This is a genomic window from Gammaproteobacteria bacterium (assembly GCA_009845905.1).
Taxonomy (GTDB): domain Bacteria; phylum Pseudomonadota; class Gammaproteobacteria; order Steroidobacterales; family Foliamicaceae; genus Foliamicus.
Window position 1 is genome coordinate 646,680 of record VXYS01000009.1, and the last position, 12,620, is coordinate 659,299.

13 protein-coding genes are annotated in these 12,620 nt (G+C 64.5%); 3 read left to right on the plus strand and 10 right to left on the minus strand.

The window, feature by feature from the left end:
• Window position 1 precedes the first annotated feature (1 nt).
• On the plus strand, window positions 2-688 hold the full coding sequence (gene trmB, locus F4036_10390) for a tRNA (guanosine(46)-N7)-methyltransferase TrmB (GenBank protein MYK38149.1): 687 nt from the start codon (window positions 2-4) through the stop codon (window positions 686-688).
• Here the strand turns inward: trmB and F4036_10395 are convergent.
• The 9 genes from F4036_10395 to F4036_10435 all read right to left on the minus strand — a co-directional run bounded on the left by F4036_10395 (window position 685) and on the right by F4036_10435 (window position 8,601).
• Window positions 685-1,923 (minus strand): AmpG family muropeptide MFS transporter, encoded by a 1,239-nt coding sequence (locus F4036_10395; GenBank protein MYK38150.1) that lies wholly within the window; start codon window positions 1,921-1,923, stop codon window positions 685-687. The genes trmB and F4036_10395 overlap by 4 nt on opposite strands.
• A 210-nt stretch (window positions 1,924-2,133) precedes the next feature.
• Window positions 2,134-2,901 carry an exodeoxyribonuclease III gene (gene xth, locus F4036_10400; GenBank protein MYK38151.1) on the minus strand — a complete coding sequence of 256 codons (768 nt, stop codon included), beginning with the start codon at window positions 2,899-2,901 and terminating at the stop codon, window positions 2,134-2,136.
• A 12-nt stretch (window positions 2,902-2,913) separates the two neighbouring features.
• The gene (locus F4036_10405; GenBank protein ID MYK38152.1) at window positions 2,914-3,675 is read right to left on the minus strand and encodes an SDR family oxidoreductase; all 762 of its coding nucleotides are present in this window, start codon (window positions 3,673-3,675) and stop codon (window positions 2,914-2,916) included.
• A 32-nt stretch (window positions 3,676-3,707) separates the two neighbouring features.
• Entirely contained in the window at window positions 3,708-4,730 is a 1,023-nt protein-coding gene (locus F4036_10410) for a class I SAM-dependent methyltransferase (protein ID MYK38153.1), read from the minus strand.
• A 1-nt stretch (window position 4,731) separates the two neighbouring features.
• Window positions 4,732-5,553, minus strand: coding sequence for a hypothetical protein (locus tag F4036_10415; GenBank protein MYK38154.1), 822 nt, complete (start codon window positions 5,551-5,553; stop codon window positions 4,732-4,734).
• 6 nt (window positions 5,554-5,559) lie between these two features.
• The gene (locus tag F4036_10420) at window positions 5,560-6,279 is read right to left on the minus strand and encodes a glutathione S-transferase family protein (GenBank protein MYK38155.1); all 720 of its coding nucleotides are present in this window, start codon (window positions 6,277-6,279) and stop codon (window positions 5,560-5,562) included.
• Complete coding sequence (locus F4036_10425) at window positions 6,213-6,881, minus strand: hypothetical protein (protein MYK38156.1); 669 nt, start codon at window positions 6,879-6,881, stop codon at window positions 6,213-6,215. The genes F4036_10420 and F4036_10425 overlap by 67 nt, the downstream gene beginning before the upstream one ends.
• The gene (locus tag F4036_10430; protein ID MYK38157.1) at window positions 6,878-7,183 is read right to left on the minus strand and encodes a hypothetical protein; all 306 of its coding nucleotides are present in this window, start codon (window positions 7,181-7,183) and stop codon (window positions 6,878-6,880) included. Before F4036_10430 ends, F4036_10425 begins: the two co-directional genes overlap by 4 nt.
• A 2-nt stretch (window positions 7,184-7,185) precedes the next feature.
• Complete coding sequence (locus tag F4036_10435) at window positions 7,186-8,601, minus strand: class I SAM-dependent methyltransferase (protein MYK38158.1); 1,416 nt, start codon at window positions 8,599-8,601, stop codon at window positions 7,186-7,188.
• On the opposite strand from F4036_10435, the gene F4036_10440 reads away from it, so the two are divergent.
• On the plus strand, window positions 8,498-9,697 hold the full coding sequence (locus F4036_10440; protein MYK38159.1) for a CoA transferase: 1,200 nt from the start codon (window positions 8,498-8,500) through the stop codon (window positions 9,695-9,697). The genes F4036_10435 and F4036_10440 overlap by 104 nt on opposite strands.
• 54 nt (window positions 9,698-9,751) lie before the next feature.
• Here F4036_10440 and F4036_10445 read toward each other — a convergent pair whose 3' ends face one another.
• Entirely contained in the window at window positions 9,752-12,007 is a 2,256-nt protein-coding gene (locus tag F4036_10445) for a TonB-dependent receptor (GenBank protein MYK38160.1), read from the minus strand.
• 332 nt (window positions 12,008-12,339) lie between these two features.
• On the opposite strand from F4036_10445, the gene F4036_10450 reads away from it, so the two are divergent.
• Window positions 12,340-12,600 (plus strand): hypothetical protein, encoded by a 261-nt coding sequence (locus F4036_10450; protein MYK38161.1) that lies wholly within the window; start codon window positions 12,340-12,342, stop codon window positions 12,598-12,600.
• Window positions 12,601-12,620 lie beyond the last annotated feature (20 nt).

A 12,620-nucleotide genomic window follows, 5' to 3' on the forward strand; every position in this document is an offset into this window, starting at 1 on the left:
TATGGATCACTTGAATTCGCAGACCGGGCAACGGGCGCCGCCGCGCAGTTTCGTGCGCCGTTCGGGGCGGATTACCCGGGCGCAGAAGCGGGCGCTTGAGGAACTGTGGCCGGCCTACGGGCTGGATGAATCAGCGGACCCGATCTTGTTGGAGCAGGTGTTCGGCCGCCGGGCGCCGACGGTCCTGGAGATCGGTTTCGGCAACGGCGAGACGCTGGTTCGCTCGGCGCGGGAATCGCCGGATGCCAATTTCCTCGGCATCGAGGTCCATCTCCCGGGCCTCGGCCGCTGCATGCTGCTGGCGGAGAAGGCCGGGATACGGAACCTGCGCCTGATCCAGGGTGACGCCGTGGAAGTGCTCGGGCAACGGATGCCGCCCGCCTCGCTCGCGATGGTGTGCCTGTACTTTCCGGACCCCTGGCCGCGCAAGCGGCACCACAAGCGCCGGCTGGTGCAGCCCGGATTCGTCTGGTTGATCGAGCGCGTTCTCGAGCCGCGGGGCGTTTTCCACGTGGCGACCGACTGGGCGCCGTACGCCGAGCATATCGAGCACGTGATGAGCGGCAACGCCGCCTTCGAGCGCTTGAGTCGCCCGCCGTCGCGCTACACCACGCGCTTCGAGACGCGCGGCAGCGCCCTTGGCCATGAAATCTGGGAAGCCGCCTACCGCGTGCGGCGCGAGACTTAGTTCGGTCCGATCGACTCGGAGGACTGGAAGAACTTCAGGCGCGTCACGTAGATCGCCAGCAGGATGGCGGGGACGCCGGCCAGGCACACGAGCACGTAGAAGTTCACCCAGCCGACCTCCAGCGAGAGGAAGCCGGACCAGCCGGCCATGAACTTGCCCGGCAGCGCCATGAGGGAGCTGAGCAGTGCGTATTGGGTCGCCGTGTATTTGCGCGAGGTCAGGGCGGACAGAAAGGCGATGAATGCGGTCCCGGACAGGCCCACGCTGAAGTTGTCCCCGGTTATGACGCCGGCCAGCAGCCAGAGGTTCGTCTCGCCCGCGGTGGCCAGCGCCGCGAACGCCAGGTTGGTGATCGCCAGCAGGATCGCCGAGCCGATCAGCGGTCCCTTCAGCCCGAACCTTCCCACCGCCAGGCCGCCGACCAGGATGCCGGCCAGCGTCGCCACGGTCCCGTACAACTTGGCGACCGCGGCGATTTCGCTCTTCGTGTAGCCCATGTCCAGGTAGAACGGCATCGCCATGCTGCCCATCAGGTAGTCGCTGACCCGGAACAGCGCCACGAAAGCGAGTATCGACAGCGCAAACAGCTTGTAGCGCTGGAAGATGTCCCGGAACGGTTCGACGATGTGGGAACGGACCCATTCCGCGACGCTTTCCCTTCGCCGAACCCGGTTTTCATGCTCGGGCTCCGCGATCAGCAGCACCGCCACGACCCCCACGCCCATGCACGCGGCCATCGCCCGGTAGGTCAGCGACCAGTCGTAGGCGTCGGCCAGGAACAGCGCCCCGGCGCCGGACACCAGCATCCCAATGCGGTAGCCGTACTGGTAGCTGGCGGCCATCGCCGCCTGGCGATCCACTTCCACCGCCTCGATCCGCCACGCGTCTATGGCGATGTCCTGGGTGGCCGAGGAAAACGAGGCCAGCAGGGCAAACAGGGCCACGAGAAGCACGTTCTCGAGCGGGTCGGTCGTGGCGAGCAGCAGCAGCCCCGCGATGATCCCCAGTTGCGCCAGCAGCATCCACGAGCGCCGCCGCCCGAGCATTCGGTGAAGCAGCGGAAGCTGGATGCCGTCCACCGCCGGGGCCCAGAGGAACTTGAGCGAATAGGTAAGGCTGACCCAGGCCAGCATGCCCACGGTCCCGCGATACACGCCGACGTCGGCCAGCCAGGCCGTCAGGGTGCTGAACACCAGCAGCAGGGGCAGGCCGGCGGCGAAGCCGAGGAACAGCATGGCCAGGACCCGGGCGTGAAGGAACGCCCCCAGGCCGCCGTAGCTGTCAACGCGTACGTTCATTCGACCGCACAACCATAGCGCTTCTTCGCCCCCCGTCTTCCGGGAGCGTGTGAGCCATGGACGGCGGAACCGAGCTCCATGGATGGATTTATGCGTCTCCCGGAAGACGGGGGGCGAAGAAGCGCGGGATCGAAGCGAATCTGCAATTCAGTCGGCATAGTCGAGGATCAGCGGCGCGTGGTCGGAGAAACGCTTGCGCTTGTAGATCGAGGCGGAGGTGGCCCGTCCGGCCAGCTCCGGAGTGGCCACGTGGTAGTCGATGCGCCAGCCCACGTTCTTCGCCCAGGCCTGCCCCCGGTTGGACCACCAGGTGTACTGGTCCGGCTCGGGATTGATCCGCCGAAAGCAGTCCACGAATCCGAGTTCGCCGAACAGCAGGTCCATCCAGGCGCGCTCCTCGGGCAGGAAACCCGAGTTCTTGCGGTTGCCGCGCCAGTTCTTGAGGTCGATTTCACGATGCGCGATGTTGAAATCGCCGCAAAGCAGGTATTGCCGGCCGCTGTCGCGCGCCGCCGCGAGCAGCGGCGTGAACTCGTCGAGAAACCGCCACTTGGCTTCCTGGCGTGCTTCCGACGATGACCCCGAAGGCAGGTATAGGGAAACTACGCTGAGCGGGCCGAAGCGAGCCTCGAGGTAACGGCCCTCGGCGTCGAACTCCGCCGAACCGTATCCCCGCAGCACTTCATCCGGTTCCTGTCGCGAATACAGCCCCACGCCCGAATAACCCTTTTTCTCCGCGCACTCGTAGAAGCAGTGCCAGTTGCGCGGCCAGAACTCGCGGCCCTGAAGCTGGTCCTCCTGTGCCTTGAGCTCCTGAAGGCAAACAATGTCCGCCTTCTGCCGCCGCAGCCAGTGATAGAAGCCCTTGCGCGCCGCCGCGCGGATGCCGTTGGCGTTAAGGGTGATTACGCGCATCGCGATCCGTGCTTACCAGCGCAGCCCCCCGTCCAGGTCGATCACGCGGCCCGAAATGTAGTCGTTCTCCAGGATGAACTGCGCGGTCTGGGCCACTTCGTCCGGGTCGCCGAGGCGCTTCGCCGGCACCATCGCCGCGAGGCGGTCGCGGGCCTCGGGCTTCATCGCCGCGACCATCTCGGTGTTGATCAGGCCGGGGGCTATGGCTGCGGTGCGGATGCCGTGACGCGCCAGTTCGCGCGCCCAGAGGACGGTCAGCGCGGCGACGCCGGCCTTGGTGGCGGAGTAGTTCGACTGGCCGAAGTTGCCGACCCGCGAAAGGCTGGAGATGTTGATGATCACCCCGCCCGCGCCGAAGCGCGCCATGTGCACGGCGGCTTCGCGCGCGCACAGGAAGGTGCCGGTCAGGTTCACGTCCAGGACAGCCCGCCAGTCTTCAACCGACATCTTGCCCAGCAGTTCGCCGTCCTTGTACTTCATCAGCAGGCCGTCGCGGGTAATGCCGGCGTTGTTGATCAGCACGTCGAGCGCGCCGCAGTCCGAGGCCACGGCGTCCATGAACGCCTCCACGTCGCTTTCGACGGACACATTGGCGGCGTAACGGCGCACCTCGGCGCCGGCCGCGCGGCAATCGGCCGCCGTGCCGTCCAGGCTGTCCCGGTTCAGATCGCACAGCGCCAGGTTCGCGCCCTGCGCCGCCAGGCGGCGCGCCATGGCCGCGCCCAGGCCGCGCGCGGCTCCGGTAATGACTATCGTTTTGCCCTTTATTTCCACGCAAATGACTCCTTGAGGAAAGCCGCGCAATCCTACTCCATTGCGGCCGCGTCTTCCGCACGCGGCCTGTGGCCGGCTACTGCCCAGCCCATCAGCGCCTCTTCCCGGTACACCAGCGGGAACCAGCCGTCGACAACGAGCCCCGCCGAACGCAAGTGGTCCAGAAGCCGGTCGAACTCGCCTGCGTCGGGCGTCGCGGCCAGAAGGTCCTCCATGCGCAGGCAATAGGCGTCGCTCGCCTCGCGCAGCCGCCGGATCGTCGCCCGCCTCTCGGCCGGTCGAAGTCCGGGAGCAAAAACGGCTTGCAGCCCGTTCAGGACAAATCCGATGCCGTTGCCCGGATCGCTGAATTGCCCGGCCTGCTGCTGGACGCGCACGACTGCGGCGTTCAGCTTGCGGCGCAGATTTTCCGTTCTGGCGTCATGCTTGAGCATTCGCTTCTCGAAGTCCGATTCCGCCGATGCCATCGCGTCGACGACCCGGCGCGCCCGGGTCAGCAACTGTTCCCGCCTGATGCACAGGCGATGCTGTTCCAGTCCCTCGCGGGCCTCCCTGACCACCACAGAATTGGCATGATGGGTGATGAGTGCAATGCGCCCGCCCGGCTTTAGAATTCGCATCGCTTCCCGCGCACTGGCTGAGGGGTCCCCGTACTCGAAGCCGTACTGCGAAGTCAGCAGGTCAGCGCACCCGCTCTCCAGCCCGGTGCTCTCGTTGGGCGCTCCGCTGCGAAACCGGACGCTTTTCAGCCACTCCCGGGCCGCGTCGGCCTCCTTGAGGTCCTTCTCGGGCCGAATCCCGGCCCTGTCCAGCGCATCGACACGGAATTGCCTGTCGTTCGCGGCGGAATATTCCGCCGCCAGGAGAGCCACGGCGCCGTTTCCGGTGGCGAGATCGACAATCCGGGCGCCTTCGCGCAGCGTCGCGAACTGGCGTTCCCAGAACTCGCGAATCTCACCGTCGTAGTTGGGATTGCCGCTGCGTTCGAAGGTGGTTACGCTGCCGTGACGCCAGAATTGCTCCCACTCGTCGTCGGTGAGAAGCCTGCGCGGCACTTTATTCGCCGGTGAAGCGGGGCGGTCGTTTTTCCAGGAAGGCGGCTATGCCTTCCGCGGCGTCGGCGGTGTTGCCGCATGTCTCCTGCGCTTCGGCCTCCGCCAGGAAAAGGTCGTCGAAGGACTGCGTGCCCGCCGTGCGCATCAGCCGCTTGGTCGCTGTCAGCGCCAGCGGAGCCTTCTGCGCGAGTTCCGCGGCCCAGCTCTCGGCGGTCGCGAGGGCCTCGCCGGGCGGCGTCAGACGGTTTGCCAGGTTCAGTTCCCTGGCGCGCGCCGCCGGCATGCGATCGCCGCCGACCGCGAACTCGAAGGCCGCCCGATGGCCGATGGCCTGGGTAAGCGTCCAGGTGGAGCCGCCGTCGGGGACCAGGCCGATATTGGTGAAAGGGGAGAGCAGGAATGCGTTCTCTTCCATCACAACAAGGTCGCAGGCAACCGCCAGCGACATTGCGATGCCTGCGGCGCCTCCCTGCACGGCGGCGATCACGGGCTGCGGCGCCTGCACGATCGCGTCGAACATCGGCTTGTATTCGCGAATGAGAATGTCGTGAATCGACCCGGCGCCGATCGTGCCCCGCTTCAGGTTCGCGCCGGCGCTGAAGAACCTGCCGCTGCCGCCCAGGACGATCGCCCGCACGGATCGATCCCGCGCCGCTTCCTCCAGCGCCGCGGCCAACCCGGTCCGCAATTCGGGCGTAAAGCTGTTGAGATTGTCCGGCTGGTGCATCAGCACCGTGGCCACGGCGCCTTCGCGCCGCGTCAGGACAACGGAGTCCGGTTTGTCCTTGTCGTCGCCGGTCGAATGCACCGCGGCTTCCGCCACGGACCGCTAGGGCGCGCCCCGGGAGCGTTGATAGGCCGGCCGGTCCCTGCACGCCGAAACCCACTTGTTCACCTTCGGCCACCCCTCGAGACTGAATTGCAGCATCACCAGCATGTCCAGCACGGAAACGCAGATCAGGTCCGCCGCCGTGAACTGCTCGCCCAGCAGATGGGATCGTTTGGCCAGTTGCTTCTCGAGCACGTCCAGCGGTTCCGCCAATGCCTGTTCCGCTCCCTTGACGGCCGCCTCGCTGTGGTCGTCTCCGGTGTGCACGAATTTCTGCATGAAGAGCGTAACGATGTGCGGTTCCAGTTCGGTCATCGCAAAGAAAGACCATTGAAGCACATGGGCCCTTTGCGCCTGGGTGGCGGGCCACAATTCGCGGTCGTCGTACTTGGCGGCCAGGTACAGGTTGATGGCGGTGGATTCGAACAGCTTGAGCGAGCCGTCCTCCAGCGCGGGCGCCTTGCCCGTGAGGGTGATCTTGCCGAGCGACTTCCTGCGTTCCTCGCGCGACTGGCCGTCGAGCGGCACATGCTCGTACGGTATTGCCAGTTCCTCAAGCATCCACAAGCAGCGCGCAGCGCGCGATTGCTGCGGACCGTGTAGGCGAATCATCTGATCTCTCCTTGGAGTATTAGTCGTATGTAAAGCACTGATTACGGGCCGAACACCGTGCCCGAGAACGCGGCCACGATCGTCATCGCGTAAATAAACAGTACCCATCCGTAAACGGGTTGCAACTGCCTATGGTATTGCTGCTCCAGTTCCGGCGTCGAGCCCGACTGGGCTATGGTCGCGAAAGTGACCGTCGCCGGGGCAAAACCGCGGTCCAGGGGCACCACGGCGAATCCGATTAGGCCCACCGCGACCAGTTTGACGGTCAGCCAGGCGGGGGCGGCGACTGCCTCGACGGTAATCGTGGCGATCGCGAATACAAGCGCGCCGGCGCACAACAACAGGCTGAACGGCATGTTGGTTTTCTCGAAGAGTTTCTCGGCGGCGGTCCCCGGGTTCAGAAAGCCGCGCCACATGATCAGCACCCAGGCCAGCCCGATCAGCCAGACAATCGAAAGCACCCATACGGGGACGTTCAGCAAACCGATGCCGTGGATCAACTGCAGGCCGCTGGGGAATATCAGCGCGTTGCAGGTGCGCGGCAGGCGATCGAGCACCAGGCCCAGCTTGAGGACGCTGGAGCGCGTCTCCATGCTCAGCGACGAGTTCTCCGACATCTTCGCCGCCAGGAACACGCCCAGATCGGTGCCCAGCCAGAATACCCACAGCGATATGTGAAAAAAGACCAGTATCTTGTGTTCCAACATCATTGCTTCCGCTCCTCGCCCAACTCCTCAAACGGCGCCAGCACCTTGCGGATCATTTCCGCGTTGGCCACCGCCCAGGCGCCGGCCTGCTCCGCATCCGGCTCGAAGTCCTCGATTTCCTCGCGGGTCAGCAGGCCCTTGCCCAGAATCAGCGACTCCAGGCTCATCAGGCGCTCGCGCACGACCCAGTGCTCGGCCATCAGCTTGAGCAGGCTGGCGAGCAGCGCGTCGGTGGCGGGGTCCTGAAAAAAGTACTTGCGCCCGCCCTTGATTCGGCGGCTCAGCCGTTCACCGGCGGCGTCCACGCCTAGTCCTGCTTGACCGAACCGAAGCCGTACCAGAAGATCACGTCGGAGAGTCGGCCCGTGTCTTCGCCGAACTCGGGATCGGCCAGCGCCATCGCGATGAAATCTTCCTCGTCGGTATACGTGTAGCGCGGCATTACGCCTTCGAAGTATCCGTCGGCGGGGAAGCCGGCGGCGACCGTCAGTTCCTTCGGATTCTGGTCCCGGAAGTCCTTGTAGAACGGCTCATTGTTGTAATAGCTGTCCCAGTCCAGGTAGAACTGGTCGTAGGCCGCCATGCGGTCGTTCGGCGGCAACTCCATGTTCAGCAACACGCCGCCCGGGCGCAGCACACGATGCGCTTCGGCGAGATATTGCCGAATCGCCTTGTTCGGCAGTTCGTGCAGGAACATGGAACTGAAAACCACGTCCATCGAGTTGTCGGGGAAGCGAATGTCCTCGGCGCTCTGCTGGTGGAAATGCGCTTCGACGCCCATCGCCTCCGCGCGCGCGTGGGCATAGCGCAGGCAGGGCGCGGCCACGTCGATCCCATGCACCTCGGCGTCCGGAAAGACCTGCTTCCAGGGCAGGGTGTTGTGGCCGATGGTGCAGCCGACATCGAGGATCCGTCGGGTCTGGCGGCCGGCGAAGCGGTTCTTGTAGAAATTCGCCATCGACCAGCCGATGTCGTTCAGTTCCTTGCCCATGGCGCCGAACGCGAACACGTTCAGTCCCTGGTCGTAAAGGGCGCCTGCCGCGAGATCCTCTCCCCCGTACTCCTTGTAGTAGCAACCCGGCATCAGGTGGACGTCCACCGCTTCCACGTAGCGCGGAATCTCAAGATCCGGATCGAGTTGCAGGGTGCCGCCGGCCTTGGGCTTGTCCGCAAGGCTCTTGCCTGTGCCGTTGAGTTGCTCGCGCTGTTTCTCGATGCTGTCCATTACCACGTCCCAGACCATTTGCTGGGCGGTGCATCGGGCGGAGGAATACGCCTTGAAAATTTCCCGACCACGTATGGCGCGATGCACGTCGGCGCCGTCCAGAACCTTGTCGCCGGCCTCCTTTTCCAGGTCTGTGGCGACGGCGGATTCGAAGTCCGTGCGCATGGTTGCGGCGAGATCGTTCAGTACGAAACCGCGCAGACCGGAAACAAACCTCTCCCGCGCCCGCGTGTCGCGATTCCGGTCCAGGGCCAGGGCATGGGTGATCGGTTGTGTCATGGCTTTTCCCCCAGAGTCGTAACGTCCGATTGTTGCGGATTCGGCAGGAAAATGCAAAGCGCATACAATCTCGCGCCGTGCCTGCGCCTTTACGCCCAATGACGAGACGCAACAGATGACGGCGGGACCGCTGGACGGGATTCGCGTGCTGGAGCTCACCAGCGTCGTTCTGGGTCCCTGGGCCTGCCAGTTGCTGGCCGACATGGGCGCCGACGTCATCAAGGTGGAACCGCCTTACGGAGACTCCAACCGGACCTTGGGTGCTTCCCATAACCCCGGCATGGCCGCGCTCTACCTGACCTGCAACCGCAACAAGCGGGGCCTGGTCCTGGACCTCAAGAAGCCCGCCGGAAGGGAAGCGGTGCTGCGCCTGGCGCGCGACGCGGACGTGCTGGTTCACAACAACCGTCCCGGCGTGATGACGCGCCTGGGGCTGGAATACGACGACCTGCGGGCGGTCAACCCGCGGATCATCTACTGCGGGACGTACGGCTACAGCAAGGACGGGCCCTATGCCCAGCGCGGCGCGCTGGACGATTCGATCCAGTCGGTCAGCGGCTTTGCCATGTTGCACGCGATGGTGCAGGGCGAACCGCGCTACGCGCCCAGCGTGGTGGCCGACAAGACCACGGCGATCACCGTGGTCTACGGCGTGCTGGCGGCGCTGTTTCATCGCGAACGGACCGGCGAGGGGCAGGAGCTGGAAGTGCCTATGTTCGAGACCATGGTGTCGTTCGTCATGGCCGAGCACCTTTGGGGCCAGGTGTTCGATCCGCCGCTGTCCACGGCCGGCTACAAGCGGCTGATGAGCAAGCACCGCAAGCCGTACAGGACGCTGGACGGTTACATTGCCGTGCTGCCGTACCTGGACCGGCACTGGGAGCTTTTCTGCACCCGGGCCGGACGGCCCGAACTGATCGAGGACGAGCGCTTCCGCACGCTTTCGGACCGGGTGCGGAATATCGACGACACCTACGAGGAAACGGGCCGGATTCTGGCCACTCGAACCACGGCCGAATGGATGGAATTGTTCGAAGGCAGCAGCGTGCCAGTCAACGCGGTGAATTCTCTCGACGACCTGCAGAACGACGAACACCTTCGGGCCGTCGGTTTCTGGAGCGAAATGGACCACCCGACCGAAGGGAAGCTTCGCATGCCGGGATTCCCGGTGAATTTCTCGGCCACCCCGGCCGACATTCGCCGCCACCCTCCCCAACTGGGCGAGCACAGCGTGGAGGTACTGAGCGAGGCCGGCTACTCCAGGGCGGAAATAGACGACATGCTCGCCAGCGGAGTGACCCGCACTCCCGAATAAAAAAGACCTGCCACGCGGCCGCGTGGCAGGTCTTGAATGGTTCAGGCGATCAGCCTAGAAGTCCTTGCGGAAATTCACGGTCCAGGTGCGCGGGTCCTGCAGGTACAGGCCCACGAAGAAGGACGTGCCCTGTTCGCGGTCGGCGCAGTTCTGGCATTCGGCGCTGATCGACCAGTCCTGTTCCAGGTTACGCAGCGTGACGGAGGCGGTGATAACCGAGTAGCCGTCGCTGAGCGCGGTCGGCGCGCCGCTGGAGCCGATGCTGTGCTTGCCGATCTTGTAGATGAAGGCGCTCGGCCGCAGCTCCCACCCCGGGGAGATCGCGATGTCGTAGGCCGCCCCGGCCGTCAGCGTGTAGTCCGGCGAGCGAACCGGGTCTGCAATCTGCCCCAGGTGGTTCACCACGCCCGCCGCGCAGAAGGGGCTCGCCGCGGCGGCAACGCCTGCAGACAGATCGGCGTTACACAGCGCCTGCTGTTCGATGATCGAAGGATTGAGCTCGGCATATTCCGCATCCTGCGTCCCGAAGTTCACGAACACGGTCAGACCGTCGATCAGCGCGGCGGTGAGTTCCACCTCCACGCCCTGGTTTTCCAGCGACGCGTAGTTGCGCGTGTTGAAGGTCGGGGCGCCGGTCACGGGATCGTAGACCGCGGACGGCAACTGGAAGTCGGTGACGTCCGTGCTGAAGACGGTGGCGTTGAAACGCAGCCGTCCTCCCATCCAGTCGGAGCGCATGCCTGCTTCGTACGACCAGACCTTTTCGGGACCGAATACCTCGATGGCCCCCGGGTTGGTGCCGCGCGCGTTCCAGCCGCCGGACTTGAACCCTCGCGTGGCCGACGCGTAGAGCATCAGGTCGTCGCTGATTTCGTACTCAAGCGCGATTCGCGGAGTCGTGATCTTGGCGTTCTGTTCCAGCGGATACCCCAGCGCGGCGATATCGGCGGAGTCGAAGCCCCACGGCCAGTTGGGGTTCTTGGTGAAACCCACGTCCTTGGTTTCGTCGGTCCAGCGGGCGCCGCCGGTGAGCGTGATTTGCTCGTTGACGTGATAGTCCACCTGCAGATAGATCGCCAGAGCGTCAGTGTCGTTCTCGAGAAGCCGGTCGGCCAGCAGCAGCGGCTGGAAGCCGTTGAAGGCGCCGCCGATGCCCAGGAGATCGGCAAAGTCCACGGCGTTTTCTTCCTGGATGTAGAACACGCCCGCCACGTAGTCCAGCGCTCCGTTGCCGGTGGAGCCGGTCAGCTTGATTTCCTGCGTGAACTGGTCATGTTCTCCCTCATTGGCGATCGTGAAGCCGCCGTAGGGCCGGCCGAGGTTCAGGAAGTCCAGCGTGAAATCGTGATCAAGGTAGCGCTGGCCGGTAATTATGTTGAGGGTGCCGTATGCGGTGTCCACTTCGATGTTCGAATAGAGCGAAAGCGAGTTGACCCAGTTGCCCAGCGGCTTGCCGGCTTTCGCGCCGTGGATGGGCGTGGGCCAGGGCGGGGCCTGGTCGGAGCGCAGTCCGGTAAGGGTGTAGCGCTCGTCCTCGTCCGGATCGTTGAGGTTCAGCAGGTTGGCATGCTCGTTGTCCACGTAGGCCACGGCCGCGTCCCAGGTGACGGTTTCGCCCAGCCAGCGCAGCGCGGCGCGCACGCCCACGTTCTTCTCGTAGTTGATGCCGTCTTCGCCCGTGGTGCGATTCTCGACGAAGCCGTCGTCATCGATCGCGTAGGCCGAGAGCTTGAGCAGGAGGTTTTCCTGGACCGGCAGGTCCACGCTGCCGCGGAAGCGCACCTGGCTGAACCGGCCGAAGCCCAGTTCGACGTAGCCGCCGAATTCCTCGGCCGGCTTCTTCAGGATCACGTTCACGGCGCCGCCGGTGGTGTTGCGGCCGAACAGCGTGCCCTGCGGTCCGCGCAGCACCTCGATCCGGTCGATGTCGAACAGCGCGAAGTTGTTTGCGTTCTGCCGGCTGATGAAGATGTCGTCCACGTAGCTGCCAACCGGGGGATCGAAGGTGGGGATCGATTCGGTGTTGTTCAGCGCGCGAAGCGAATACACGTTGGCCGAGCCCAGTCCCGTGTTGTTGCTGCCGATCAGGTTGGGCACCAGCCGGGTCATGTCCAGCAGCTCGGTCACCTGAAGTTCGCGAAGCTGCAGGTCGGAATACGCGCTGACTGCGATCGGTACGTCCTGCACGCTTTCCGCCCGGCGCTGGGCGGTCACGATGACCTCTTCGATCATCTGGTCGTCCTGGGCGAATGCCGGCGCTAAAAGCGCACAGCCGATAACGGCGGATGCAAGTTTGTGAATCGATTTCATCGGGAGCTGTCCCCTGCGTTTCTGAAGGAATTGGCGCCAAACGCGCGAAAGCCCGCAAACCCCGTCCCCACAAGGCCATTGGCGGGCCAGCGCGAATTATATACAAGCGGTGATTTATTGTCTTTCAGACCCTGGAGCATGGTCTTCCAGGCGTCTGGAGCGCCCCGAACGGTCGGCAGACAAGCGAGGTTTGCATTGCCGGGGTCTTTGTGCCAGTATTCAGCGCCTGCTGTCTGGGCAGCGGGGTTGAGGGGACTTGCCCCGACTTTGTGCGCAGGCAGCGCGCGCGGCGAAGTGTTCGCCGCAGTCCGGAAAACATGGGAGGCCATCACGTGGCGAAGAATCTGATCGAATACGAGAAATCCGCCGAGGCGAAGCAGTGGATCAGCGACGAGAGCGCGGAACAGGAGAAGCGCTACCAGCAAATCGTCCAGGATATGGATGACCTGTCCGACGAACGCGATGTGTGGGTGGAAAAGTTCTTCGAGCGCATCCAGACGCGCGGCTTCAACGTTCACTACGACAATCGCCGTCAGATCCCCGATGACGAACTTCCCACCCGTCCCGACCGGCCGTTCAAGGTCGTATTTTAGAGATAAGGGAGCAAATCAAA